The organism is Kocuria rosea (genome assembly GCF_006094695.1).
GTDB lineage: Bacteria > Actinomycetota > Actinomycetes > Actinomycetales > Micrococcaceae > Kocuria > Kocuria rosea.
Genome location: NZ_CP035103.1, coordinates 2,121,731 through 2,146,353 on the forward strand (window position 1 = coordinate 2,121,731; position 24,623 = coordinate 2,146,353).

Genomic DNA, 24,623 nt, shown 5'->3' on the forward strand with positions numbered 1-24,623 from the left:
CCTTCCTGGGGTTCCTGGTGGGCGGGTGGGGTTCAGCGGACGGCGGTGTCGCGGCCGGGGTAGCTCAGCAGCACGAGGCGTCCGGACTCCTCGACCACGACGACCTCCTCAGTCTCCCCGGGAGCGTCCTCGGGGGCGACCTCCAGCCGGTACCCCTCGGCGGTCTCGACGGCCTCGCCCTGGACGGCGAGCGTCTCGTAGCGGGAGGTGTCCGGGTGCCACCGCTCGAGGTGGACCCCGCAGTACTGGGAGCTGCCCTCCGTGACCCGGTGCACGAAGTCGTGGGACAGCAGCTCGCAGGCGCCGTCCCAGTCGCGCTCGGCCATCGCGTCGACGAACGCCCGGGTGGTGCCCTCGGGCGTCCCGAGGTCGGGGCCGCACCCGGTCAGGCCGACGGCGGCGGCGAGGACGAGGCACAGCCGCAACGGGGCCCGGACGCCGGTGGCGCGGGTGGCGTGGACGGTCATCGGGCTCCTTCTCCGGGCGTGCGCTCCCAGCCTATCGTCACCGGCACCGGTGCGTTCGCCGCGCGGACGGGACGAGAACCGCTCACCATAACCACGGGAATTCCGGCCGTCCGGTTCATTCCGTGATGTCGTCGTTATTCTCCTGTGATAGACGAAACAATTTCACACACTTCCTATTTGCAATGGGAATTCCCTAGCCTTTCCCTGGGCGCCTTCCCCAGCCCAATCTGTCTCGTCGTCCGGCCGGACGACGATAGCCCCCCGCCGCACGGAACCCCCCAGTTCCTCCGTGCGTGCAGACAGACCAGGAAGCAGAAGCACCCATGGCGAAACATCGCTGCGCCCCCGCGCGCCGTCACGGCCGCATGGCCGCTCTGGCCCTCTCCGCCGGCATCGGCGTCACCACGCTCGCCGGCACCTCGCTGCTGGCCGGTCCGGCGGCCCACGCCGCCGCGCAGGACATCGTCGCGGTGGACGCCGCCACGCGTCAGGCCGACGCCCAGCTGATCCTCGACGAGATCAACCGCTACCGCGAGTCCCTCGGCGTGAAGCCGCTCAAGTACTCCGCCACGCTGTCCCAGGTGGTGCAGAAGGAGTCCGACCGGCAGATCGTCGAGGAGAAGTTCTCGCACAGCACCACCTTCCTCACCGATCCGCGCACCGGGCCCTGGACCAGCGCCAACGAGGTGATCGCCCTGGAACACCACCGGGACGTGCGCGCCCTGGTGGCGTGGTGGAAGTCCTCGGCCGCCCACGACAAGGCGATCAAGGACCCGCGCCACGAGGTGATCGGCATCGGCCTCACCTACGCGGACGGCCGGCTCGAGAACTCCGGGCAGCCCTGGCAGGTGCTCTCCACCGTCAACCTCTACGGGTACGCCAACGGCGGCGCGCCCGCGGACGCCTCTACGCGCGTGAACGGGGCCCCGGCCTACACCTACGAGACGTCGACGCCCGTCCAGCCCCCGGCAGGCTACGGCGTGGCCGGCGCCATCGGCGCGAAGTACCACGCCCTGGGCGGCGCCGCGGTCGTCGGTCAGCCCGTGACGGCGGAGCGCGGCGGGCTGCGCGCCGGAGGCGTCTACCAGGAGTTCTCCCTGAACGGGCGCAAGTCCACCCTGTACTGGAGCCCGGCCACGGGCGCCCACCGGGTGGAGAACGCCACGGTCATCGGCCAGAAGTTCGTGGCCGGGGGGCGGGAGAACGGCTACGGCTTCCCGACCACGGAGGAGCGCCGGCTGGCCGACGGGTCCTCCTACCAGGTCTTCTCCCGGGACGGGGCGCTCACCAAGGTGCTGTGGACCCGGGCCCACGGCGCGCGTGCGGTGCACGAGACCGGCGCCATCGGCCGCGCCTGGAAGGCCGCCGGCTTCGAGCGGGGCTACGGCTACCCGGTCACCGACGAGATCCGCACCGGGGCCACCGTCTACCAGCGCTTCTCGAACGGGTACAGGGTGAACTGGTCCCCGGCCACCGGTCAGGTGTGGGTCACCGGCTGGTGACCCGGGTGCCCCGGGGCGCGCCCCCCGGGGCACCGGCCGGGCTCAGTGCTCGAGCACGATCTTGCCGAAGTGCCGGGCCGACTCCATCTCCCGGAACGCGTCGGCGGCCTCGGCGAGGGGGCGGCGGCGGTCGATCACCGGCCGCAGCCCGGTCGCCTCGAGCGCGCGCACGAAGTCGGCCTGGTCCCGGCGGCTGCCCACCAGCAGTCCTTGGAGGCGCGCCTGGCGCGCCATGAGCAGCGCCGTGGGGACGTCGCCCGCCGCCCCGGTGAGCACGCCGATCAGGGAGATGTGGCCGCCGACCCGCACGGCGCGGATCGACTGCGCCAGGGTGCCCGGGCCGCCGACCTCGATCACGTGGTCGGCGCCGCGCCCGTCCGTGAGCTCCTGGACGGCGCGGCCCCACTCGGGGGTCTCGCGGTAGTTGATGACGTGGTCCGCGCCGAGCCGCCGGACGCGCTCGAGCTTCTCGTCGGAGGAGGACGTGACCACCACGGTGGCGCCCACGGCCTTGGCGAGCTGCGTGGCGTAGACCGAGACGCCGCCGGTGCCCAGGGCCAGGACCACGTCCCCCGCACGGAGCCCGCCGTCCACCACAAGCGCCCGCCAGGCGGTGACGCCGGCCGTGGTGATGGTCGCGGCCTCGGCGTGGGACCACCCGGCCGGGGCGCGCGTGAACCACGTGGCGGGACGCACCACCGCCTCCCGGGCGTAGCCGTCGAGCCCGTCTCCCGGGACGCGCCGGAAGTTCCCGTCCACGGGGGGTCCGTCCTGCCAGAGCGGGAAGAAGCAGGAGACCACAGCGTCGCCCTCCGCGAGGTCGTCGACGCCCTCCCCCACGGCCTCGACGACGCCCGCGCCGTCCGCCAGCGGGATCCTCCCGTCCTCGGTCCGCGTCCCGCCGGAGACCACGAGGTAGTCGTGGTAGTTCAGGGAGCTGGCGTGCACGCGGACGCGGACCTCGCCGGGGCCCGGCGCGCCCGGGTCGGGGGCCTCCCCGAGCTCGAGCCGGTCCAGGCCGCCGGGGGCGGAGACGGTCAGTTGCTTCACGGGTGGTCCTCCAGGCGCTGTGGGGTCGTCGGTCGCCGCCCACGATAGCCGCCGCCCCCGGGAGTGTCATCAGCACGCTTCGGATGCCCGGTGGGGCGGGGTCGCGACGGCCACGGCCGCTCCCGGCCCGATCCGCGGACCCTGCCGGGCTCGCTCAGTGGGCGCCCACCGCGCGGGCGTGCCGTGCCGCGGCCTCGGCGCCCTGCGTCCACCGCTCCCCGTGACCGGGCAGCACGGTGCGCGCCCCGGTGGCGGCCACCGCGTCGAGGGAGGCGAGGGCCACGGCGGAGTCGTGGGTCGCGGCCCCGGCGACGATCTGCGGGCCGCGCCGGCCGGTGTAGGGGTCCAGCGTCACGAGCGCGTCACCGCTGAGCACGGTCCCCCGGCCGGGCAGGTCCAGGACGCAGTGCCCGTCCGTGTGGCCGGGGGTGTGGACCACCACCGGCCGGCCCGGGACCGGCAGGACGGCCCCGGCCTCGAGCGGGCGCAGCTCCCGCACGCCCCGGACCGCGAGGGCCCCGGCCGCCGCCATGCGGCCGAGCAGCGGCAGGGACCGCGGGTGGGTGAAGGGGTAGAGGAACCGGTTGCGCTCGGGCCGGTACCGGTACGGGTGGGCGGCCAGCCGCGCGTCCGCCGGGTGCCCGTGCACGGGCAGCCGCCACTCCTCCTGCGCCCGCCGGGCGAAGCCCACGTGGTCGAAGTGCGCGTGCGTGAGCACCAGCGCCCTGACCTCGTCGGGGCGCCGCCCGCGCTCCTCGAGTCCCGCCAGCAGCATGGGCCACATGCTCGGCAGGCCGGCGTCCACGAGCGTGACGCCGTCCTCGTCCTCGACCAGGTAGCAGTTGACGTGGGCGTGGGTGATGCGGTGGACGCCGTCGGCCACTTCGGGGGTGAACATGGGTCTCCTCACTCGATCAGTGTGCTGATCGTACCTGCCGGGCGTCGGCACCGGCCAGGCGTCCGCCCTGCCGGGCGGTGCCCCCGGTACCATGGGCCCCACGCAGGGCCCCGGTCCGCGGATCCCCCCGGTCCGCCCGGAGCAGGCCCCGTCCGCCCCCGACCTGAACCCCCCGAAAGGTCCCGCTGTGAACGCTCAGCGCCCCGATGCCCTGCCCTCCGTGGAGATCGTCGCCGTGCCCTTCCACCGGCTCCGCCGGAACCGGTGGGCCATGACCTTCGTGCCCGCCGACGGCAGCTGCCCCGTCCGCCGCACGTTCCCGGCGTTCCGGGACGCGGTGGTCGCCGCCCGCGGCCTCGCCCTGGCCGGGAGGACGCCCGTCAGCGCCTGAGCCCGGCGGCTCCCACCGCCGCCGGTGCCTCTGCGGCCGGGGGTCACTCGGCGAGCGCCTCCACTAGGACGTCGGCGACGGCCTGGCTCGACTGGGGGTTCTGGCCGGTGATCAGGTTGGCGTCACGGATGACGTGGCTGGACCACGCGGGGCCGGTCTCCACGACGGCCCCCTTCTCCCGGAGCACGGTCTCCAGGAACCAGGGGGTGTTCTCCCCGGTGCCGCCGCCGAGCTCCTCCTCGTTGGTGAAGGCGGTCAGCCTGCGGCCCGCGAAGAGGAACGTCCCGTCGTCCTGGGCGCTGAGCAGGGCTGCGGGGCCGTGGCAGAAGGGGGCGATGAGCCGGCCGGTCCGGTCCGAGGAGGCCAGGATCCGGCCGAGCGAGGGGTCGTGGGCGAGGTCGGCCATGGGGCCGTGGCCGCCGGGCAGGACCACGGCGTCGTAGTCGTGCTCGTCGGCCTCGGCCAGGACGCGGGGGGCGGCGAGCTCGGCGTCGATCTCCTCCAGGTAGGTGCGGAACTCGTCGGCCCGCTCCTGGCCCCCGGTGACGTCCGGGGAGAGGCTGACCCGGTCCACGGTGGGCCGGCGCCCGCCGGGGGTGGCGATGTCGACGGTGTGCCCGGCCCGGCGCAGCGCCCGGTGGGCGACGACGAGCTCCTCCGCCCAGAAGCCGGTGGGGTGCTCGGTGCCGTCCCGCATGGTGAGGGAGTCGGCCGCCGAGACGATCATCAGAACACGGGCCATGATGGTCAGCTCCTCAGCTGTGGTGCCTGTCCGGGTGTTTTCCGTCGTGCGTGCCGCAACGGCTCCGCCCGCGCGCTTATTCCGTCCCGCGGCCCAGGAGGCGTCGCTATGCTGACCGGGATTCCGGCTCGACCGAGGAGGTCACCATGGACCAGCACGACGAGGACCAGCACCGCGAGCAGCACGCCCACCGGCGCAGGGGGCGGCGCACGGTGATGATCACCGGCGCGAGCGACGGCATCGGGGCCGCCGCCGTCCGCGAGCTGGCGGGACGGGGTCACGACGTCGTCGTCGTCGGGCGATCGGGCGCGAAGACCGCGGCGGTGGCCGGGCCCCTCGGGCTCCGGCACTTCACCGCGGACTTCGCGCGGCTCGACGACGTGCGCCGGCTCGCCCGGGTGCTGCAGGAGTCCGTGCCGCGGATCGACGTCCTGGTCAACAACGCCGGCGGGATCTTCGACCGCCGCGAGCTGACGCCCGACGGGCACGAGATGACGTGGCAGGTCAACCACCTGGCGCCCTTCCTGCTCACCCACCTGCTGCTCGATCGGCTCGTGGCGGACGGCGCGGCGGTGCTCAGCACGTCCAGCGTCGCGGCCCGGATCGGCCGGCTCTCGCCGGAGGTCCTCGTCGACGACCGGCGCTGGTCCCCGCAGGGGGCCTACGGGGACACGAAGCTCGCCAACATCCTCTTCACCCGCGGCCTCGACCGCCGGCACGGGCCGCACGGCCTCGCCGCCGCGGCGTTCCACCCCGGGGGCGTCGCGACGAACTTCGCCTCGGGCACCACCACCCCCCTGCGGTTCCTGTACCGCACGCGCCTGGGCCGCCGGCTCATGATCACCCCGGAACGGGGCGCGGAGACCCTGGTGTGGCTGGCGGAGGGCGCCGCCGGCGAGGACTGGCGCTCCGGGGGCTACTTCGAGAAGAGGCGGCCCGCCCGTGCCCCGTCCCGCGCGGCCGACGACGCGCTCGCGGACGCCCTGTGGCGGCGCAGCGCCGAGCTGGTGGGGCTCACCCCGGGGCACCCGGCCGGCTGAGCACCAGCGCGTCGACCTTCGCCCAGAGCTGCTCGACCGTCCCGTCGTTGACGAGGACGGCGGTGATCCAGCGCGGGTCGATGCCGGCCTCCGAGGGGTGCGGGTCCTCCGCGGCGGGAGCCCCGGGGCGCACCACGTGCACCACCCGGCCCCCGGCGGCCGTGATGGCCTGGGCCTCGACGTCGAAGCGCACGTCCGTGAACACGACCGGCCCGCCCAGCCGGCGGGCGGTCTCCAGCCCGCGGTCCGCCCACACCGTCTCCCCGAAGACGGCCTTGCCGGCCTCGTTGCCGACCTTCTGCAGCAGCGTCCGGATCTCCCGGTGCACCGGGTCCCGCGCCTCGTCCTTGAGCAGACCCCAGTCCCCGCCGGCCTCCGACAGCACCGTGGCGAGCCGCACGAGCCGGCCGTCCCGGACGCCCACGAGGGGGTCCAGCTCGGTGAGGAACAGCCGCAGCGGGTCCGCGAAGGCCACCCGTGCGTAGCCGTGCGCGTCCACGAGGCGGTCGCCGCACGTGTCCTTGCCCGACTGCTTGCGCCCGTGCAGCCCGATCAGCCGCGGGCGGGGGTCCGGTTCCTGGGCCATGACGGGTCTCCTCCGGTCGTGCGCCGACGTGGTCCAGCGTACGGACGGGGGCACGACGGCGCACGGGGCACCACCCGCCGCAAAGTTGCACTATGATGTCGTGAGTGCAACATCTATTCGACCTCGGGCGCCTCCGGTGACGGCGGGCGCACGGGAGCAGCGCATGCGCCGGACCCGCCGCTCCCTCATCGCCGGTGCGCGCCGGTTGACCGCCGAGCGCGGGCTGGCGGGGTTCACCGTGGACGAGCTCTGCGCGGAGGTCGGGATCTCCCGGCGGAGCTTCTTCAACTACTTCGCCTCCAAGGACGACGCCGTGCTGGGCACCCCGGTCCGGGACCCGCTCGAGGCCTTCGGCGAGCAGTTCGTGGCCGGAGGCTCCGCCCCGGACGGAGCCCCGCTGCTGAGCGCCCTGCAGGAGCTGGTCGTGCGCTCTTTCGCCCTGCTGGAGGGCCCCCACGACCGGACCCTGCTGCTGGACGTCCTGCGCCGCGAGCCCGTGCTGCTCCAGCGGCTCACCGAGACCATGGAACGCCGGCTGGCCGAGCTGACGGAGCTCATCGCGCGCCGGCAGGGCTGCGGGGAGCGGGACCCGTTCCCCGGCGTGGCCGCCGCCGTCGTCTCCCACCTCGCCGGGCACACCGTCCACGAGCTCCTCGAGACCCAGCCGGCCGGCGCCGACCCGGACGAGTCCCCGCCCCTGGAGGAGTTCGCGGAGCTGCTGGCCCGCAACGTCCGCCTCGCCGGGGCCCTGTTCTCCCCCGGCGCCACCGCCCCGCCGACGACGCCGGACGCCGCCGCGGACACCCCCTCAGCCACTCCCCCCGACACCTCTGACCCGCCCCCGGACACCGAAGGAAGCCCATGACCACCACCCCGCCCGCGGTCGCGCAGGACGCCCCGCTGCTGGTGCTGACCCAGAAGCGGATCTGGATCATCTTCTCCGCCCTCATCGCCGGGATGATGCTCGCCAGCCTCGACCAGACGATCGTCTCCACCGCCATGCCGACCATCGTCGGGGAGCTGGGCGGCGTGGAGCACCAGGCCTGGATCACCACGGCCTATCTGCTGGCCACCACCATCGTGATGCCGGTCTACGGCAAGTTCGGCGACGTCCTGGGCCGGCGCAACCTCTTCCTGGTCGCCATCGCCCTCTTCACGCTCGCGTCGGTGGGCTGCGCCCTGGCCACCGGGTTCTGGCAGTTCGTGACCTTCCGCGCGCTGCAGGGGCTCGGCGGCGGAGGACTGATGATCCTCTCCCAGGCGATCATCGCGGACATCGTCCCGGCCTCCGAGCGCGGCAAGTACATGGGCCCGCTCGGCGGCATCTTCGGGCTCTCCGCCGTGGCGGGGCCGCTGCTCGGCGGCTACTTCGTGGACCACCTCACCTGGCAGTGGGCCTTCTACATCAACATCCCCATCGGCATCGCCGCCTTCGCCATCGCGTGGTTCACCCTGACCCTCCCGCACAAGCGCGCGACCCGCAGGATCGACGTGGCCGGCGTCCTGCTGCTGTCCGTGGCGACGACCTGTCTCATCTTCTTCACCGAGTTCGGCGGCAACGCCGAGCACGGCTGGGGCGCGGCCGCCACCTGGGCCTGGGCGGGCGGCATGGTCGTGGCCACGGCGCTGTTCATCTGGAACGAGACCCGGGCCGAGGACCCGATCATCCCCCTGGGCCTGTTCCGCAACCCGGTGTTCGTCAACGCCACCGCGATCGGCCTCACCCTGGGGCTGGGGATGTTCGCCGCCATCGCGTTCGTGCCCACGTTCCTGCAGATGTCCTCCGGCACCTCGGCGGCGGAGTCCGGGCTGCTCATGGTCCCCATGATGGTCGGGATGATGGGCACCTCGATCTGGTCCGGCCTCAGGATCTCCCGCACCGGCCGGTACAAGGGCTACCCGCTGGCGGGCACGCTCGTCACGGCCTCGGCCATGCTCGCCATGACCACGCTGGCGGCCGAGACGCCCATCTGGCTGATCTGCGTCTACCTCCTCGTGCTCGGCGCGGGCCTGGGCCTGATCATGCAGGTCATCGTCCTCGTGGTGCAGAACGCCGTGGACCCGTCCATGGTGGGCACCGCCACCAGCACCAACAACTACTTCCGCGAGGTCGGCGCGGCCCTCGGCGTGGCGATCTTCGGGGCGATCTTCACCAACAACCTCTCGGAGCAGCTCACGGCCGTCTTCACCGGCGCCGGCGCCTCCGCCGCCCAGGCCGGGGAGGCGACCGCCACCCTGGACCCGCAGACCCTGGCGCAGCTGCCCGAGCCCGTCCGCGAGGGCATCGTCACCGCGTACGCAGACTCCCTCGCCCCGGTGTTCTGGTACCTCATCCCCTTCATGCTGCTGGCCTTCGTCCTCGCGGTGTTCCTCAAGCAGATCCCCCTCTCCGACACCGCCGGCATGGTGGCCCGCGGCGAGGCCATCGGCGGCGCGGAGGCCGCCGCGCACGAGGCCGCAGCGAAGAAGGCCGCCGCGATGGAGGCCGCGGCGCAGGAGACCGCGGCGCACGACGACGCGCGCCGAGCGTCCTCCACCGGCACTCCCGCCCCCTGACGGGTCCCGGCGTCCGGCCGGCCCGGAGCGGGAACTGGCCGAAAGGCCATGTGCTTCTGTGAACACCCCCGGTAGGCTCGGGCCCGGGCCGGATCCGCGCCCGGCCCGGGCCCCACCCACCCCCCTCGGAAGGAACTGTCATGATCAGACTGGTCGGCGAGTTCGACGCGTTCTTCAACCCCAACTTCACGGCCATCCTCGGCATGTTCTTCGACCTGGTCCGCGCGGTGCTGCTCGGCGGCTGAGCCCCGGTCCACCCCGCGCCCTCGGCGCCGCCGGAGCCCCTCCGGCGGCGCCGTCCGCGTTCCCGGAAACTTTCGGCGGTCGGCGCCGCCTGCTAGGTTCTGCGCATCAGGCACTCGGCGGATCGGCCGCCCCCGCAGCGCAGACCCCAGGAGGTCGCCGTGAGCCAGCACCACCACGTCGGCGGAGCCACCGGCGTCGGCACCCGCGCCGTGGTGGTCCGCGGCGGGCCCGTCCTGCGCACCGAGCGGCACACCGTCGTCGACGAGACCGACCGGACCGTCACGGTCGACGACGGCACCCGGTTCGCCAAGACCACCGGACCGGTGCGGGACGCCCCGGAGGCCGACCCCGCCGAGCCCGACGGCGCGCACGCCCCGGTCCGGCTCGTCACCGAGGGCCACCCGGCCTTCGAGCAGCTGTGGGCGGACGCGGTCCTGAGCACGTTCACCGACTCCGACCACACCGCCTACGTCGAGGGCCTGATCGCCTCGAACCGGCTCGCCCGGCGCGGCGACGTGCACGCCCACTACGACGTGGCCGCCATCATCGACGAGCTCGCCGCCCTGCACCCCGACCTCGAGGCGATCCCCGAGGACCTGTTCTGGGCGGTCGTCGACCGGCACGGCCGCGAGGACGACCGGGACGTCACCCCCTGACGCCGTTTCGGGACCGGCGCGCCGGTCCCCGGCTCAGCCCAGGCGCCCGTCCGAGTGCCGCAGGTAGCAGCCGGCGCACATCGACTCGTAGGACACGGCCGCACCGTCGATGGCCACCTGGTCGCCCTCGAAGACCGGCTCCCCGTCCACCGTGCGGGCGTTGAACATCGCCTTGGACCCGCAGCGGCAGATCGTGCGCAGCTCCTCGACCGTGTGGGCCACGGCCAGCAGGCGCGCCGCGCCCGGGAACGCCTCCGTGCGGAAGTCGGTGCGCAGCCCGTAGGCCAGCACCGGGACGCCGTCGAGCACCGCGATGCGCAGCAGGTCGTCGACCTGGGCCGGGGCGAGGAACTGCGCCTCGTCCACCAGCAGGCAGTGCACCGGTCCGCACTCCCGCACGGCGGCCCGGAAGCGCTCGCGCGCCCCGTCCTCCGGGGCCAGCAGCAGGTCGACCCGCCGGGACTCCCCCAGCCGTGAGACCACGGTGTCCGCGCCCTTCGAGTCGATCGCGGGCTTGGCGACGAGGACCGTCTGGTCGCGCTCCTCGTAGTTGTGCGCGGCCTGGATCAGCACGGTGGACTTGCCGGAGTTCATCGCCCCGTGCCGGAAGTAGAGCTTCGCCATCAGCGGGTCCCGGCGGGCCGGGGGGCGAGGGTGGTCATGAGCGTTCTCCTGGGGTCGTGCGGGGTGCTCGGCGGGGGCGCCGTGCGTGCCGGTGAACACCCTACGTCCGCCGCGCGGCCGGCCGGCGCCCGGCGCGACGGCCGGACCCGGCGCCCTCCGCAGCTACCCTGGAGCCCATGGGCTGGCACATCGGCACCTCCGGGTGGAGCTACGACCACTGGGAGGACGTCCTCTATCCCCCCGGCACGGCCCCGGCCAAGCGCCTGGAGATCTACACCCGGGCCTTCTCCACCGTGGAGCTCAACGCGAGCTTCTACCGCTGGCCGCGCAGCAGCACCTTCGCCGGCTGGAACCGGCGCCTGCCGGAGGGCTTCCGGATGACGGTGAAGGCCCCCCGCGGACTGACGCACGCGAAGAAGCTCTACGCGCCCGAGAACTGGAGCCGGCGGATCGCCGAGTCCTGGCACGAGCTGCGGGACCGGCGCGGCGTGCTGCTCGTCCAGCTCGCGCCGGCGCAGGCCCGCGGCGACGCTCGCCTCGACTGGTTCCTGGCCGGGCTGCCGGACTGGCTGCCCGTCGCCGTGGAGTTCCGCCACGACAGCTGGGTGCACCCGGAGGTCTTCGAGCTGCTCCGGCGCCACGGCGCGGCGTACTGCGTGATGAGCGGGGCCGGGCTGCCCTGCGTCCTCGAGGCCACTGCCCCCTTCGTCTACGTCCGCTTCCACGGCCCCGACCACCACCACCTCTACGCCGGCTCCTACTCGGACGAGGACCTGGCCTGGTGGGCGGACCGGATCCGGGAGTGGCACCACGGCGGCCGCGAGGTCTACGCGTACTTCAACAACGACGGCGACGGCCACGCCGTGCGCAACGCCCTGACGCTGCGCCGGCTCCTCGAGGGCGGCTGAGGAGATCCCCGGCCGGGCGCAGGACGCCGTGCGCGGGATGCCGGGCCCGGGCATAGGATCGGGCCATCACCGTCGAGCAGGACAGGAGCCGGAGATGAACCGCTACCCCGAGCCCGCGGACCGCGACGAGGCCTGGGCGGAGACGAGCCAGGAGGGACTGGGCGTCCGCGACGAGACGTGGCTGACCGCCACCACCGACGAGAGCAACCGGCGCGCGGACGCTCCCCCCGAGGAGGCGGAGGACGACGCCCCGCCGCCGGAGGACCCGGAGGCGGGGACCAGGCGCCCACCGGACGACGAGTAGACCCCTCGGGCCGGTCAGTCCTGCGGGCTCCACGGCTCCCCGTCCGCCAGGGCGTTGAGCTCGTAGGCGGTCCGCCCGTCGAGGGACTCGCGCAGGATGTCGGCGTGCCCGGCGTGCCGGGCGTTCTCCTCGACCATGTGCAGCGCCACCCACCGGGCGGGCCACGTCCCCAGGTCCTTTGGGAACCACGGGGCGTCCGGGACGGGGATGCGGGCCTCCGGGTCCGCGGTGCGCAGGCCCGCCTCGACGCGGTCGGCCAGCGAGTACAGGGCCGCGCCCAGGGACTCGGCGGTGTCCTCCGGCTGCACGGCCTCCGGCAGGATCGCCCCGGCGGCCCAGCCGGCGTCGTCCAGCGGCTCCCCGGAGGTCCGGTGGGGGTCCGTGAGCACTGCGAACGGACCGTGCCCGCCGATGAACAGGACGTGCCGGGCCAGCGCGCCCAGGCTCATGGCGCTCGCCGAGGGGGTCGCCCGCAGCTGCTCGGCGTCGAGGCCCTGGAGGGTGGTGGCGACCTGGCGGATCTGCTGGCTCGCGAAGGCCGCCAGGGCGTCGCGCTCGTCGGTGACGGTGGGAGTGAGGAAGGGCACGGTGGGCTCCTGAGGTGTCGTGCGGCGCGGGGCTCAGCGGGTGTGGGCGTACAGGTCGCGCAGCAGGGCGAGCTCCGCCCCGTGGTGGATCAGCTCGCGGTTGATGTGCAGCACCAGGGCGAGCATCGGCAGGTCCGCGTACGGGCCCTCCGCCGGGCCGCACGGGCGCGCCAGGTCCGCGTCCGTCAGCGAGTGCACCCCGGCCGTCCAGCGGGCGAACTCGCGGTCGAGCTGGGCCAGCGCCTCCTCCGCGGTCCCGGCGTACGCCCAGCTCTGGTAGGACGCCTCGGGGCCGGCGAAGTGCCCGTGGCTGCGCGCGGCGAGGACCCCGACGACGACGTGCGCCAGCCGCCAGGCGATGGTCGTGAACGGCGCGGGCACCGGTTCGGGGAAGGCGAAGTCCAGCACGAGCTCCCCGCGGCCCGTCTGCATCGGGGTGCGTTCCTCGGCCCGGGGATGGACCGTCCACGCGGACCCGCCGGTGGGGTCGAAGAAGTACTCCTCGTCGGTCAGGCCGGCGAGGCGGGGCCGCAGCTGGTGGGTCCAGTGCCGGTCGATCTGGTCGGCGGCACAGGCGGCGACGTCGAGGTCGGTCATGGCGGTTCCCTCCTGATCGGGGCGCCTCCGGCGCAGCGTCCGGTGACAGGTCCAGTGTCCTCCCCGTGGCGGACAGATCCTGTCCGCATCCACGCGGCACCCGAGCCGTGACGGATCCCGCGCACTGCCCCTGTCCTCCCGGGCGGCAGTTCTGGACCGGCGCCCATGACGGTCCTGGACGTGGGGCGCATCGTGCTCGGCATGACGTTGCGCTCGTGTCCCTGGACGGTCGGGTCAGCGGCACGGACGGCACGGTGCTGTTCGCAGCGGTGCTCGTCCACGGGGTCCTGACGGTGCTGATCGGCCGCCGGGACGCCGCCTCCCCCGCCGGGGCGCCGGACCCTCAGCCGGACCGGCCGCCCGCCGCACCCGATGTCGACGGGCCACCGGCCGGGGAGGCCTCGGCCGGTGTCTCGATCGTGCTCGTCGTGGTGGGGGTGGGGCTTCTCGTGGCCGGGGCCACGGTCCTCGTCGAGGGGGCGGTCGACGTCGCCACGGCCCTGGGCGTCAGCGGCCTCGTCGTCGGGCTCACGGTGGTCGCCCTCGGGACGTCCCGGCCCGAACTGGCCGCGTCCGTCGTCGCGGTCCGCCGGGGACAGCGGGATCTCGCCATCGGCAACGTCGTGGGCAACTGCCTGCTGAACCTCGGACTGGTGCTCGGGGTGCCGGCGATCCTCGTCGACGGCGGCCTGCCGGTACCGGCGGCGGCCGTGGCCCTGGACATCCCGGGGATGCCGGCCGCCGTGGTGGCGCTGCTGCCCATCGCCTTCACCGGGTTCGCCGTGGCCCGCTGGGAGGGCGGTCTGTTCCTGGTCCTGTACTTCGCCTACACCGGGTACGTGCTACTGGCGGCCACCGAGCACGACGCCCTGGAGGGGTTCAGCTCCGTGATGGTCTCGTTCGTGCTGCCCCTGGTCGTGATGACCCTCGTGGCGGTGAGCGCCCACGAGCTGGGCCGGCGCCGCGAGCGCCGCGAGCGCCGCGGGCCCGGCGGGCCTGCGGGCGCCCCCCAGCCGCCGCGGGTGGGCCGGGGCACGGTCACGGTCAGCCGGACCGCAGTCCGCTCACACCGTTGCCGAGGAGCACCGCGCCGATGACGACCAGCACGACGGTCATCACCCAGGAACCGTTGGCGGTCATCCACCCCTTCGCGGCCGCCAGCACCGTGGCGGCCCGGTCCCCCAGGACCACGTGGAGCAGCACCGGGGCGGCGACCGCGGCGCTGGCGACCCCCGTGAACAGCAGGAGCGCGAGCACCTGGTGCGCCACGGACGCCGTGGCCGTCGCGATCGCGGCCGCCCCCGTGACGACCAGCACCGCGTTCTTCGGGTTCACCGTGACCAGCAGGAAGGCCACGGCCAGGGCCTTCGGGGGCGTCATCGTGTCGACCGCGGTCATCCACCGCGCCGGCTGCGACCCCTCGAGCGACCGGCTCCGCCACTGCTTGACCCCCAGCAGCAGCAGGGTGCCGCCGAGCACGACCCGCAGGACGCCGACCCAGGGCGCGGGATCGTCGCGGGGCAGGGTCGTGTCGACGACCAGCACGGTGAGGGCGGTCACGACGGCGATCCCGGCGATCCAGCCGGACAGGAACGCGGTGACCGCGCCCCGGGTCCCGCTGGTGACGAGCATCAGCATGATCACGGCGACGGGCAGGGAGGCGGCGAGCAGTCCCACCGCGATCGGGAGACCCGCGGCTGCGGCTGCCGGCACGACGACCTCCTGGGAACGGGTGCCCGTGACCGGGCCGCTGACGCCCGGGGCTGCGGTCGAGCCGACCGCTCCCCTCGACGAGGGCTGGGACCCCGGGTACCGGGGCCCACCCGCCCTGCGACGGGGACGATCGGAACACTGGCCTCGGGGGCACATCCTTCTCCACCAGGGTGGAGGTCGCGGGCACGGCCGCGGATCACCCGGCGCGGGTGGCCGTCCTCAGCGTCCCGGCGATGTCGCGGGTCCAGGCCTCGATCCGGGGCCAGTCCCGGTGGTCGCCGAAGCGCCCCCCTGTCCCCCGGAGGAGGAGTCCGGCCCAGCCCGGCAGCTGCTCGGCCTGCGCCACCCCGGACAGCAGCAGGTGCCCGCGCGGGTGCACCACCTCCCGCAGGGACGCGGCCAGCCGCCGGTTCTGGGCGCGGCGGGCCGGTCCGCGAAGGATCCGGGGCAGGGCCGCGGACATCCCCACGCTGAACAGCCACACCGGCCGGGTCCGCAGCACGGCCTGGTGGCGGTGGACGAACGCGGTGGCCACCGGCAGCCAGTCCTGGTCGTGGATGGCACTGCCGAGCACGACGGCGTCGTAGTCGCCGAGACCGTCCTGCTGTTCCATGGGCCCGACGTCGACCGACGAGCCCTCGTCCCGGAGCACGTCGGCGATCCGCCGGGCGATCTCCGCCGTCGACCCGTGTGCGCTGGCATGTGCGACGAGAATCCGCATCTCCGCCTCCCTCTCGGTCCTGCCCCCAGCGTAGGCCGACGACCGGCCGGACCGGGTGACGACCGGCCGGACCGGGTGACGACCGGCCGGACCGGGTGACGACCGGGGACGCGGGACGTAGCGTAGAACCATGAACAATCTCGTGCTGTCCCTGACCAGCTCCGCGGCCGCCGGAGCGCTGACGCTGGTCTCCCCGTCCGGCTGGTCGCCCCGGGTGCGCGCCGCGTACGTCGTGGTGCCGGGAGTCCTGGTCGCCGGCGCAGGAGCGTGGGTGCTCTCCCGGAACACCGGCGGGGAGGACTCCGTCGACGTCGGCACCGAGGCCGGGACCCTGGCCGACGGGAGCCCCGTCGCGGCGCAGCGGCTGCCGGTGGCGGCGCGGGCGGCGCTGCTGCTGGGTCTCGGCGCGGCGACGTGCGGGGTCCAGGCCGCCTCGCTGCGGATCGACGCGATGCTCGAGCGGTGGCTGGTCGCCCGCGGGGCGGCCCATCCGCGCCGGTGGATGGCCGCGCTCGCGGTGCTCGCCTCGCTGGGCATGGACGCCGCCGGGGACCGCATGAGCGCCCTCGCCGGGGAGGACCGCCGGCCCGTTGCCTGACGACCTCCGCCGCCCCGGGCGCGGCGGCTGTTACGGTTCCCCCAGCAGGCACCGGACGCCCGCGTCGCCCGTCGACCCCGACTCCGACTCCACGAGGAGCACCACCATGGCCGCTGAGCCCGTCGCCCGGCAGACCGACCCGGTCCTCGTGCCGTTCGGTGCCCCGGCCGTCTCCACCGCCCCGGGCCGCGGTGAGACCGGGTCCCGCAGCCGGCCGCGCCGGCCGGCCCGCTGAGCCGGGGTCACCGGACGGTGGACGAGCGGCGGAGGCTGAACCAGGGCGGTGCCGTGTACCCCGGTGCGCGCGCGGTGGTCATCCCCGCCCGCACCGGAGCCACCGGGGAGCCCACCACCCGCCGTGTGGTCGTGGCCGCCGACCGGAGGAGCTTCACCCTGGACGACGGACAGGTCTACGAGCGGCTCTCCGGGGCGCTCTGGTCCCAGCGGCGCTCCCCGGACGTCGGCACGCTGCTGGTCCGTCAGGCCTGCACCGAGGGCGCCGCCCTGTTCGACGGCCTCTGGCGCTCGGCCGCGGACCCGTCGCCGCGGACGGCGGCCGAGATCGCCGCGGCGCAGGAGGCGGCTGTGGTCGAGGCGCTGCGCGCCCGGCACCGCGTCCCGCCCTGGTCGAGGCCGGACTTCTACTACGACGTGGTCCGGGCGCGAGAAGCCCTGGCCGGTCTGAGCTCGGACCTCTCCCGGATCCCCGACGAGAGATTCTGGGTCGTGGTGGAGCGCCACCGGCGCACTCCCGCGGAGATCGCCGGGCTCAACCAGCCGGTGGGGCCCGACTGTCTCACCGCGGAGCACGGGACCTGCCGGCGGTGCCGGCCCGTGCACGTGTGGGCGTGGGTGGCCGAGCGCCGCTGGAGCCACCACGGCGGTGACCCGTCCGTGGTCTACGACGTCGAGGCGATCGTCGCCGTGCTCGAGCGCATCGACCCCGAGTACCGGCACACCCCGGGCCGGGTCCTCACCCGTGTCCTCGACGAGCACCACCGTCCGGAGCAGGGGGCCGCCCCGTGAGCGCGGCGCCGCCGGACGGCGCACCGCGCACCGGACCCGGGCCCGCCCCCGTCCGCACGCCCGCCCCAGCACGCCACCCGATCCCCTCGACGACAGGACGTCCCATGCGCCGACCCGTTCCCGCTCTGCTCGCTCTCTCCGCCCTCGCCCTGACCGGCTGCGCGCCGACCGCCGACGACATCCAGGCGATGGTGGCCGGCGGGGCCGCCTACGAGGACGCGACGGCGCTGCGCGACGACGTCGTCGGGGCCGGCATCGACTGCCCGGGCACGGACCAGCTGCGCGCCCCGGCCGACCCGGAGACCACCTACCTGGACTGCGCCAACGGACGCATGGCCATGGCCGTCACGGACTCCGAGGAGCGCATGGAGGGGCTGTTGAACACCCTCAGCAGCGAGCAGGGCGCCTCCTTCCTGCACGCGGACAACTGGGTCGTCATCTCGAGGGACGCGGCCCCGCTGCAGCAGCTCCGGGACGAGCTCGGCGGGGACATCACCACGAACCCCTGAGCGGTCACGGTGCCGCTCGCCGTCCGCCCGCACGGATCGTGGGAGCCGGGCGCCGCCGCACGACGGACGCCCACGCCCCCCCTCACGGACATACCCCGGGCCTGCTACGACCAGGAGGCGGTCGTGAGGAGGCCGAAGAGAGGCTCGAAGTCGTAGCTCGTGGTGCTGTTGGTCATGACCACGATGCCCAGGCCGTGTTCTGGGTAGAGACGCATGACGTTCCAGAATCCGGCGCCGGCCCCGAAGTGCTCGACCCACTGCCCCGTTTCCTGGGTGGGGCGGCGGAACCAGCCGATGCCGTGGTCGAAGGGCTTCCCCGGGTGCTCGATCACTCGCATGGATCGGGCCGTCTCAGCGGACAGGATGCGGTGCCCGTCGATCTGGCCATCACCCAGGTGCAGCCGCAGAAACCGTCCGGCATCCGTCACGTCGGCGACCAGACCGCCGTAGGCGGCTCCGTCGACGTAGAAGGGCCGCAGGCCCAGGTAGGCGCCGTGACGCGTCCCGGCCACCCCGGGTGGGAGCAGACGGCGCAGCAGCGGATCGGCGGCGCGCGGGGCGCGCACACAACCGGTTGCGGCTGGTGCCTCCGGGCGGTAGGTGAACCCGGTGCTGGTCATGCCCACCGGATCCAGCACGGCTTGCCGCAGATAGGACGTCACCGGCATACCGCTCACGGCTTCGATGATCTGAACCAGCGCAAGATAGCCGACGTTGGTGTATCGGGCCCTGTGCCCCGGGGCGTGGCGGTAGGCGCGCGGTCGCCTCATCACGGACCGCAGCAGGTCCTCGGCCGCCGGCGGCTCCTGCTCGGCCGGGTGCACCCATCGCAGCGGCAGAGGATTGGACAACCCCGCGGTGTGGGTCAGCAGCTGCCCTACCGTGGGCTGGGAGGCACGCGGGGCGCGCAGACAGTCCACGTAGTCGGCCACCGGGGCGTCCAGCTCGAGGCGACCGTCCTCGACCAGGGTCATGGCGGCCGTGGCGGTCACGATCTTGGTCATGGAGAACCACAGATACACCGTGGCCGGAGTCGCGGGCGCCTCCGTGGCCAGGTCAGCAGTTCCGAACCCGCCGGCGTACAACGACCGCTGTGAGTCGACCACGACCAGGGACAGTCCCGGGATGCGCCCGGTGCGCATCATGGTCATCACCGCCTCCGCCAACCACTCAGGAGTACCCCCTGGCTGGGCCCCGGAATCACCGGGGTGGTTCTCGGATGGATGGCTGTGCATGGCATCCCCCAGATGCGCGACTCCACCGACGTCGCAACGGTCTGACGCCACCTTGAAATTCTGTCGCTGCGGTGTCAAGACCGAAACCGTCCAAACCATACAGACGACGCAGACGGAGTCCGCCAAGACGCTGCGCTCGGCCCCTCAGCGCCAAACGACGACCGATCCCGCCGTGAACCGCTGCAGACACCTGCGTCCGCAACGGGAACCAGCGCGGCGGGCATATGAACCCCCGCTGCAACGCCGAACTTCCGAGAAGTGATTGGTAGCCAGCCATATTTAGAGAGGCGACGGCGCCCTCCTGACCGTCTGGTTCGCCGCCGGCGCGGCAACTGTGGCCTCAGCTTGGAAGCACGACGAGCTCGCCGCTGTGCGCTCTGCGGCCGGCCCTCCGGTGAGGAATCCGCCCGACTGCGGAGGCTGGCCCCCTCTTCTGTGTCGAGACGTCCGGCTGTGCCAGGCGGTAGCTTCGGCACCATGGACCAGGACGGGCGTACGAAGGAGGGGGCGTCTCCACAGGTCGACAGCACCCCGATCCCCTCGGCTTTGCGGGTTCTTCGGGGCAGCCTCTGGGTGGGTGCTCTGTTGGTGGTCGGTCTGCCGTTGCTGGTCTGGTGGCAGTTCGGAGTCCTGCGCGAGGACCAACGCGGCCTGTGGACCTCGGCCGTGTCCCTGGCCTACATCCTGCTGGTGAACTCGGTCTCCCGGCGCACGCACGTACCGGGTCCGCGTCCCACCCAGTACGTGGCCCGTGATCGGGTGGGGTGGATCCTCGGCAGTGCCTCCTCGACCGTCACCGTGCCGCAGGACCCCCAGTTGCGGGCCGCCGCTGGCGCGGTGGCCATCTGGCGGATCGAACTCGCGGCGTTCGTCTTTTATGCCGCGGTGGCGTTCGCCCTCACCGGGGTGCTGCGCTGGTCGTCCTTCTGGGGGTTCATCGCCGGGCTGCTGACCGTGTTCGCCCTCGTTCTCATCAGCAGGGCCCGCCGCAGCTGGGTCTTCCTCACCCTCCTACACGCCGAGGAACGACCCCACGATCCCGGCCGGGGGCACGGACTTCGCCGTGGCTGAGCCCATTAGGGATTGTGAGAGGACTCCGCGCCCATGACGGACATTGCGGCCCTGCTGGCGGTGGCCCACTTCATCCACGAGGGGAGAACCGATGAACGAGCACGCATCTGAGCACCCACGGCCACCGGTTGCCCCGCGCCCCGGGCCTAGGGCGGTGCTGTGGTTGGGTCTGCGCATCCTGCTGTGGGCGGTGGTGCTGGCGCTGGCTTTCGCCGCGGGCCTGTGGCTGATCATCGTCACCGCCCCCAAGGGTGGAGGGGCCGTGATCGGTGCCCCTCTCGTCGCCATGCTCGGGCCGTTGCTGCTCAGCGTCCCCTGGGCTCTCGTGCGCGGCTGGCGTGAGGGGCACCGGGTGGAGACGTATGCGTTCTGGCCGGCCGCCTACCTGCTGGCCGCGTTGCTGGGCACCCCGGTGCTGGTGTGGAACAACGGCTGGTTCACCCCGGGAGCCCTGCCGCCCGGACAGGCCCTGCGCGACATCGCCGGCACGGTCGTCTTCCTGAGCGTGTTGGCGCTGCTGGCATCAGCGGTCGTTGCTGGCGCCGCCGCAGCGGCAGCGGCCACTGCACGCTGGGTCCGCCGGCGGCACGCCACGTCTCAAGCCCACCCCTGAAGCTGACAGGGAAACCCGACAGGAGGCACCATGGTCACCGGAAAAGCTCCGATCAGCGGCACCCTCGCGATCGCCTGTGGCCTCCTGGCGGCGACCACCGTGATGATCACCGTCGTCAGCGGAAGCTCTTGGAACACCGTGGTGAGTGCTCTGACCACTTTCGCGATGTTCGTCATCGTGTGGCGAGGAATGAAGAAACAAGACCGGGAGTACCAAGAGCGCTTGGAACGCCTGAAGCAGCGCTTGAGAGACGAATAGCGCTCCCTCCAGATCAAGAACCGCACATCCAAGGCGGCGGACCCCGTAGATCATCGAAACCGCGGCAGCCTCCGCGACGCTCCTCGTATCGCACTGCTTCCTCAACTACTGACGCTGAAACTGCTGCCCGCCGGGTCGTGCCTGAGCGTGCAGCACCGTGAGATAGATCAGGCTTCGGCGGAGCCGGAAGGCAGACACCAGCGCCATGCCTATCGGGGCACCGAGAAAGCTCGACCACGGCGCTTCCGGACGGATGAGCATGCCCAGGACGACTCCCAGGACGAAGAAGATGAGCACCACGAACATCTGGAGCTCGGTGCAGGCAACCGCCGCCGCGGTAGCCCGCACCCCCGGATCCACCGGCACCTCCCTGGTCTTGATGACCGACGAAAGCGCCCACTTCCACCGCTCCTGACTGACCCGCTTGTCCAGTCGAGGCTGCGACGGCTGCACGAGATACTGGACCAGCCCGGCCAACGCAAAGAGCAAGAAGACGACCAGGAACCACCATCCGTCCCCCGTTCCGCCAGGCAGGACCACAGCCACCAGCGGAGGACCGGCCACAGCGACCAAGGAAGCCGGTATGGAGCGCACTGCCAGCTGACCCACCGTCGGCGCTGCAGAGCCGTCCATCAGCCGGGCGTGAGCCCCCGCGTCGCCGCTACTCGTCACGCTCACGACGCTACCGGCCGGTTCGGGCGGGAACCACGACGCACAAAAGGGGAACCTCAACTGCACGTGCCGATGCCCATGCACCCGCGACGATTAGAAGCGTGATCGGTCCCTGTCGTTACGGGGCCGCCCAGGTGTGAGCATCCCGGACTCATTCAGCAGGAGTGCACCTCCTGCCGCGGGGAGAAAGAGGAGGGCGGGCAGCCATTCAGTAATGGCGAACAGGCCCAGTGCGAGAAGGAGAACGACGATCGCTGCGACTCGGACTTTGGTGTGCATGACATCACTTCCATTGAGTTCGCGAAGCCTAACATCGGCCTCCAGGCCCCCTTGCCACCCGACTCGCCGGGCGGAATCCCAGCGCAAGCAGGAACTTCTACCGCAGCACGGTTCGCCGCTAACCGGGCCCCAAGTAAAGCCTGGCGTAGTGGAGGTCTTCCCTGACTGGTGTTCACCTGTGGTGGGAGCGGTGGAGCACAGCACGGCGGGTCGCCTCCACGCTGGTGCTGACTACCCGCTCCAGCGGCCCCGGACCGAGTGTTGCTCGTTGCCAGGTCCGGGCAACCAGCGCTACGACTACCAAGGGCAGGAGGTACCACAGAGAAGGCTGGTCGTAGTGGGCCTGGAAGGACAGCGCCACCAGGTGGGCGGTGTACAGGGTAAGACCCATCGCGCCCAGTGCCGACAGCGGCAGCAACCACGCCCCGAACTTCCTGGTGGCCAGCAGCAAGCTCCCCAGCACCAGCAGTCCCACGCCCAGGCCGGCCGCGATCGTCCACGCGGTGCCAGTGGGCGCGGGAATGAGCGCCGGCCACCAGGGCGAGTCGGTGGGCAACACCTCCGGGCCCCACACCCGCACCTCCATGCTGGTCCGGTTGCTGGTCAGCAATCGGTCGTACCCGTCGAAGGCGTTGGACACCACGAAGGCCGCCTGGGCGCAGATCACCAGTAATGCTCCCACCACCAGCACCCGGACCTGGACCCCCGTGTCACGCAGTCGCATCCGCCCCAAGCCCAGCCCGACCAGCAGACAGGTCATGTACGACAGGATCGGGTGACTGCCGGTGAACAGCAGGTGGGAGATCCTGCCCGCGGCCCCGCTCACCCCGTCGACGGAGGTGGGGGTGGAGGGGGCATACGCGGGCATGACTTCGGTCATGGCCTGCATCAGCAGCGGGCCCACGATCCACATGAGTGCCGCGCAAACGAACAACGCCGTCGCCGACAGGTGCAGAAACGGAATCGCCAGCACGAGAAAAACCGCGTAGTAGATCAAGATGTTGTCCGCCGGGGCACCTTCGGGCATCAGTGCCCCGGCCCCCAGGCCTACAGCGGCCATGAGGATCGCCTGCACGGCCATCCCCATCCGATCAGCGGCCAGCCACCTGCCTCGGTGTGGAAATCGTCCCCCGGAGTCGAAGGCGAGTCCCACCCCGGCCAGCAGGACAAACAGTGCCACCGGAGCCCCCGACAGGAGCAGGCCCGACCAGGTCGACTCCTGGATCTCGTGGTCATCGGCGGGCATAAAAGGCACCGCCAGCAACCCGAGCAGCGCTAGCCCGCGGGCCGCGTCGATGCCGTCCCACCATCTCGAGGACCTGCGGGCACCGTCGGCGGCACCCGCCAGGGCGGGCCCCTCCGTTCTGGATGTCCAACTCATGATTGCCTCGATCTCCGGAGCGGACCCGGGTTTACGGCCCCAGCCGCCGGGACCATCCTGTGCTCAGGATCTCTGCTGCACCTGTCGTTGCCGTTGCGAAAGCCTGTAGGTTCCATAAGATTCTGCGAACCCTACGGTGCACATCAACCTGACCTCCGCCGCATTCAAGTCGTTGACGACCGCTCGCTCACAAGGTGGTCGGCACCGGCAGCTCCCGGATCCGCCGGTAGAGCGTGGCGCGGGACATCCCAAGGTCCCGGGCGACCTGGGTCGCCGGCTCCCCGCCGTCGATCAGGCGCAGGGCGTTGCGGATCTGGGAGTCGGTGAAGGTCTGGGGCCGTCCGCCGAAGTCCTTGCCGGCGGCCCGACGCTTGGCCACCGAGTCGGTGATCCGCTCTCGCTTGATCTCCAGTTCCATTTGGACCAGCGCGGCCATGACGGTAAAGACCATGGAGCCCATCGGTGTCGCGGTGTCCACGTCTCCCCCACCGAGGTTGAGCACCCGCAGACCGGCACCCCTCCCCCGCAGCGCCTCGGCGAAGGTCAGCATGTTCTGCGTCGACCGGCCCAGGCGATCCAGCGTGGTAATCACCAATGTGTCGCCCTTCTCCAGCGCAACCACAGCACGGTCGAACTGCGGGCGTGACGCGCGTCCTCCAGACACTCCATGGTCGATGTAGACATCAGCGCGCCGCACGCCGGCGGCCAGGAGGTCATGCACTTGACAGTCTGCGTCCTGTTGCCGCGTCGAAACTCGCGCGTACCCAATCAGCTTGCCCACGTCCACCCATCTGTCTCGTAACTAACGTTGAGTACTCGATTTTTGGAGACCTTGATAAAGTACATAGATACGAGACATGCCCGACCGCGGAAACATGCGGACGCAAATTTTCCCGACGAGACGTCTGGCATCCCATGCCGTGCGATCCACTGTCATCCTCAATCTTCAGGCTGCTCTGCTTGGTATCGGCAAGGTCATGGGTCGGATCGGTTCGCGGCCTGTGACTGCGGGGAGGAAGTGCTCCGACACCAAGCACGTCAGCCCCGTCCAGCGCCACATCCTCAAACCTCTCGCCAACGGCTACCGCCAGGACCACACTGTCTTCGTGGTGAAAGACATTTCCCACCCGTAAGGCCGGGCGCATGGCCCGGCCTTGCGCATGCCCGCGGGGATCCTCAATACACCCCCGAGAAGAGACGCCGCATCGGTCAGGAAGCCCCGCAGGGCATGCCCCCCTCGCAGGTCCCTTCCACACCATCGTCGCCTCGGACCCCATGGCCCTTCACGCGGCTCTGAATAGTGGCGCAAATGGGGACAACATGAAGATGGATCTTCTTCCTACTAGAGAGTAGGTTCGGGGTATCACGCAGGGCCGCCGGTCGGGGGGCCGGT

The 24,623-nt window shown here is 72.4% G+C and carries 30 protein-coding genes; 16 read left to right on the forward strand and 14 right to left on the reverse strand.

Features of this window, described 5'->3' with window-relative positions:
- Positions 1-32: 32 nt before the first annotated feature.
- On the reverse strand, positions 33-467 hold the full coding sequence (locus EQG70_RS09845) for a hypothetical protein (RefSeq protein ID WP_035923921.1): 435 nt from the start codon (positions 465-467) through the stop codon (positions 33-35).
- Between the two features lie 365 nt (positions 468-832).
- Here EQG70_RS09845 and EQG70_RS09850 point away from each other — a divergent pair, with 365 nt between their 5' ends.
- Positions 833-1,969 (forward strand): CAP domain-containing protein, encoded by a 1,137-nt coding sequence (locus tag EQG70_RS09850; protein ID WP_017833809.1) that lies wholly within the window; start codon positions 833-835, stop codon positions 1,967-1,969.
- Positions 1,970-2,011: 42 nt separating this feature from the next.
- Here the strand turns inward: EQG70_RS09850 and EQG70_RS09855 are convergent, their stop codons facing one another.
- Positions 2,012-3,019, reverse strand: coding sequence for a zinc-dependent alcohol dehydrogenase family protein (locus tag EQG70_RS09855; RefSeq protein ID WP_017833808.1), 1,008 nt, complete (start codon positions 3,017-3,019; stop codon positions 2,012-2,014).
- A gap of 154 nt (positions 3,020-3,173) precedes the next feature.
- The gene (locus tag EQG70_RS09860; RefSeq protein WP_035923923.1) at positions 3,174-3,917 is read right to left on the reverse strand and encodes an MBL fold metallo-hydrolase; all 744 of its coding nucleotides are present in this window, start codon (positions 3,915-3,917) and stop codon (positions 3,174-3,176) included.
- Positions 3,918-4,104: 187 nt separating this feature from the next.
- On the opposite strand from EQG70_RS09860, the gene EQG70_RS09865 reads away from it, so the two are divergent.
- Entirely contained in the window at positions 4,105-4,308 is a 204-nt protein-coding gene (locus EQG70_RS09865) for a hypothetical protein (protein WP_109269368.1), read from the forward strand.
- A 43-nt stretch (positions 4,309-4,351) separates the two neighbouring features.
- Here the strand turns inward: EQG70_RS09865 and EQG70_RS09870 are convergent, their stop codons facing one another.
- A complete protein-coding gene (locus EQG70_RS09870) occupies positions 4,352-5,050 on the reverse strand; it encodes a type 1 glutamine amidotransferase domain-containing protein (RefSeq protein WP_109269367.1) in 699 nt (232 codons plus the stop codon).
- Between the two features lie 146 nt (positions 5,051-5,196).
- On the opposite strand from EQG70_RS09870, the gene EQG70_RS09875 reads away from it, so the two are divergent.
- Positions 5,197-6,090 (forward strand): SDR family NAD(P)-dependent oxidoreductase, encoded by an 894-nt coding sequence (locus tag EQG70_RS09875; protein WP_109269366.1) that lies wholly within the window; start codon positions 5,197-5,199, stop codon positions 6,088-6,090.
- On the opposite strand, the gene EQG70_RS09880 is transcribed toward EQG70_RS09875, so the two are convergent.
- On the reverse strand, positions 6,065-6,676 hold the full coding sequence (locus tag EQG70_RS09880) for a deoxynucleotide monophosphate kinase family protein (RefSeq protein WP_109244320.1): 612 nt from the start codon (positions 6,674-6,676) through the stop codon (positions 6,065-6,067). The genes EQG70_RS09875 and EQG70_RS09880 overlap by 26 nt on opposite strands.
- A 163-nt stretch (positions 6,677-6,839) precedes the next feature.
- On the opposite strand from EQG70_RS09880, the gene EQG70_RS18320 reads away from it, so the two are divergent.
- The 3 genes from EQG70_RS18320 (at position 6,840) to EQG70_RS09895 (ending at position 10,134) form a co-directional block, all read left to right on the forward strand.
- On the forward strand, positions 6,840-7,541 hold the full coding sequence (locus tag EQG70_RS18320) for a TetR/AcrR family transcriptional regulator (RefSeq protein ID WP_197723072.1): 702 nt from the start codon (positions 6,840-6,842) through the stop codon (positions 7,539-7,541).
- On the forward strand, positions 7,538-9,232 hold the full coding sequence (locus EQG70_RS09890) for an MDR family MFS transporter (protein ID WP_109269365.1): 1,695 nt from the start codon (positions 7,538-7,540) through the stop codon (positions 9,230-9,232). Before EQG70_RS18320 ends, EQG70_RS09890 begins: the two co-directional genes overlap by 4 nt.
- 404 nt (positions 9,233-9,636) lie before the next feature.
- The gene (locus EQG70_RS09895; RefSeq protein WP_017833799.1) at positions 9,637-10,134 is read left to right on the forward strand and encodes a hypothetical protein; all 498 of its coding nucleotides are present in this window, start codon (positions 9,637-9,639) and stop codon (positions 10,132-10,134) included.
- Positions 10,135-10,167: 33 nt separating this feature from the next.
- Here EQG70_RS09895 and EQG70_RS09900 read toward each other — a convergent pair whose 3' ends face one another.
- Complete coding sequence (locus tag EQG70_RS09900) at positions 10,168-10,758, reverse strand: thymidine kinase (protein WP_109269364.1); 591 nt, start codon at positions 10,756-10,758, stop codon at positions 10,168-10,170.
- Positions 10,759-10,934: 176 nt separating this feature from the next.
- On the opposite strand from EQG70_RS09900, the gene EQG70_RS09905 reads away from it, so the two are divergent.
- Together EQG70_RS09905 and EQG70_RS09910 are read left to right on the forward strand one after the other, a co-directional pair.
- Positions 10,935-11,666, forward strand: coding sequence for a DUF72 domain-containing protein (locus tag EQG70_RS09905; protein ID WP_109269363.1), 732 nt, complete (start codon positions 10,935-10,937; stop codon positions 11,664-11,666).
- 94 nt (positions 11,667-11,760) lie between these two features.
- Positions 11,761-11,970: a hypothetical protein gene (locus EQG70_RS09910; RefSeq protein ID WP_109269362.1), complete on the forward strand. Its 210-nt coding sequence runs from the start codon at positions 11,761-11,763 to the stop codon at positions 11,968-11,970.
- Positions 11,971-11,984: 14 nt separating this feature from the next.
- Here EQG70_RS09910 and EQG70_RS09915 read toward each other — a convergent pair whose 3' ends face one another.
- Positions 11,985-12,557, reverse strand: coding sequence for a mycothiol transferase (locus EQG70_RS09915; RefSeq protein WP_109269361.1), 573 nt, complete (start codon positions 12,555-12,557; stop codon positions 11,985-11,987).
- Between the two features lie 33 nt (positions 12,558-12,590).
- Positions 12,591-13,154 (reverse strand): DinB family protein, encoded by a 564-nt coding sequence (locus tag EQG70_RS09920; protein WP_109269360.1) that lies wholly within the window; start codon positions 13,152-13,154, stop codon positions 12,591-12,593.
- 215 nt (positions 13,155-13,369) lie between these two features.
- On the opposite strand from EQG70_RS09920, the gene EQG70_RS09925 reads away from it, so the two are divergent.
- The gene (locus EQG70_RS09925) at positions 13,370-14,251 is read left to right on the forward strand and encodes a sodium:calcium antiporter (RefSeq protein ID WP_232035304.1); all 882 of its coding nucleotides are present in this window, start codon (positions 13,370-13,372) and stop codon (positions 14,249-14,251) included.
- Here the strand turns inward: EQG70_RS09925 and EQG70_RS09930 are convergent.
- Together EQG70_RS09930 and EQG70_RS09935 are read right to left on the reverse strand one after the other, a co-directional pair.
- The gene (locus tag EQG70_RS09930) at positions 14,199-14,867 is read right to left on the reverse strand and encodes a GAP family protein (RefSeq protein ID WP_017833792.1); all 669 of its coding nucleotides are present in this window, start codon (positions 14,865-14,867) and stop codon (positions 14,199-14,201) included. The two genes, EQG70_RS09925 and EQG70_RS09930, sit on opposite strands and share 53 nt — an antisense overlap.
- A gap of 196 nt (positions 14,868-15,063) precedes the next feature.
- Positions 15,064-15,588, reverse strand: a complete 525-nt coding sequence (locus tag EQG70_RS09935; RefSeq protein WP_109244196.1) for a flavodoxin domain-containing protein — start codon at positions 15,586-15,588, stop codon at positions 15,064-15,066.
- A gap of 130 nt (positions 15,589-15,718) precedes the next feature.
- Between EQG70_RS09935 and EQG70_RS09940 the strand changes: the two genes are divergently transcribed.
- From EQG70_RS09940 to EQG70_RS09950, 4 genes are all read left to right on the forward strand, one after another.
- Positions 15,719-16,186 (forward strand): hypothetical protein, encoded by a 468-nt coding sequence (locus EQG70_RS09940; RefSeq protein WP_017833790.1) that lies wholly within the window; start codon positions 15,719-15,721, stop codon positions 16,184-16,186.
- A gap of 106 nt (positions 16,187-16,292) precedes the next feature.
- Positions 16,293-16,421: a hypothetical protein gene (locus tag EQG70_RS18755; RefSeq protein ID WP_017833789.1), complete on the forward strand. Its 129-nt coding sequence runs from the start codon at positions 16,293-16,295 to the stop codon at positions 16,419-16,421.
- A gap of 53 nt (positions 16,422-16,474) precedes the next feature.
- Positions 16,475-17,212, forward strand: coding sequence for a hypothetical protein (locus EQG70_RS09945; protein ID WP_126346320.1), 738 nt, complete (start codon positions 16,475-16,477; stop codon positions 17,210-17,212).
- Between the two features lie 104 nt (positions 17,213-17,316).
- Positions 17,317-17,721 carry a hypothetical protein gene (locus EQG70_RS09950; RefSeq protein ID WP_095651118.1) on the forward strand — a complete coding sequence of 135 codons (405 nt, stop codon included), beginning with the start codon at positions 17,317-17,319 and terminating at the stop codon, positions 17,719-17,721.
- 104 nt (positions 17,722-17,825) lie between these two features.
- Here the strand turns inward: EQG70_RS09950 and EQG70_RS09955 are convergent, their stop codons facing one another.
- Positions 17,826-18,872 carry a serine hydrolase domain-containing protein gene (locus EQG70_RS09955; protein WP_109269359.1) on the reverse strand — a complete coding sequence of 349 codons (1,047 nt, stop codon included), beginning with the start codon at positions 18,870-18,872 and terminating at the stop codon, positions 17,826-17,828.
- A 657-nt stretch (positions 18,873-19,529) separates the two neighbouring features.
- Between EQG70_RS09955 and EQG70_RS09960 the strand changes: the two genes are divergently transcribed.
- From EQG70_RS09960 to EQG70_RS09970, 3 genes are all read left to right on the forward strand, one after another.
- Positions 19,530-20,027, forward strand: coding sequence for a hypothetical protein (locus EQG70_RS09960; protein WP_126346321.1), 498 nt, complete (start codon positions 19,530-19,532; stop codon positions 20,025-20,027).
- 163 nt (positions 20,028-20,190) lie between these two features.
- Positions 20,191-20,640 carry a hypothetical protein gene (locus tag EQG70_RS09965; RefSeq protein ID WP_109269358.1) on the forward strand — a complete coding sequence of 150 codons (450 nt, stop codon included), beginning with the start codon at positions 20,191-20,193 and terminating at the stop codon, positions 20,638-20,640.
- A gap of 30 nt (positions 20,641-20,670) precedes the next feature.
- Positions 20,671-20,898 (forward strand): hypothetical protein, encoded by a 228-nt coding sequence (locus EQG70_RS09970; RefSeq protein ID WP_109269357.1) that lies wholly within the window; start codon positions 20,671-20,673, stop codon positions 20,896-20,898.
- A gap of 105 nt (positions 20,899-21,003) precedes the next feature.
- Here the strand turns inward: EQG70_RS09970 and EQG70_RS09975 are convergent, their stop codons facing one another.
- The 3 genes from EQG70_RS09975 to EQG70_RS09985 all read right to left on the reverse strand — a co-directional run bounded on the left by EQG70_RS09975 (position 21,004) and on the right by EQG70_RS09985 (position 24,011).
- Complete coding sequence (locus EQG70_RS09975) at positions 21,004-21,570, reverse strand: hypothetical protein (protein ID WP_126346322.1); 567 nt, start codon at positions 21,568-21,570, stop codon at positions 21,004-21,006.
- A gap of 451 nt (positions 21,571-22,021) precedes the next feature.
- Positions 22,022-23,230, reverse strand: a complete 1,209-nt coding sequence (locus EQG70_RS09980) for a heparan-alpha-glucosaminide N-acetyltransferase domain-containing protein (protein WP_229586405.1) — start codon at positions 23,228-23,230, stop codon at positions 22,022-22,024.
- A gap of 187 nt (positions 23,231-23,417) precedes the next feature.
- Positions 23,418-24,011, reverse strand: a complete 594-nt coding sequence (locus tag EQG70_RS09985; protein WP_095651130.1) for a recombinase family protein — start codon at positions 24,009-24,011, stop codon at positions 23,418-23,420.
- Positions 24,012-24,623: the final 612 nt, after the last annotated feature.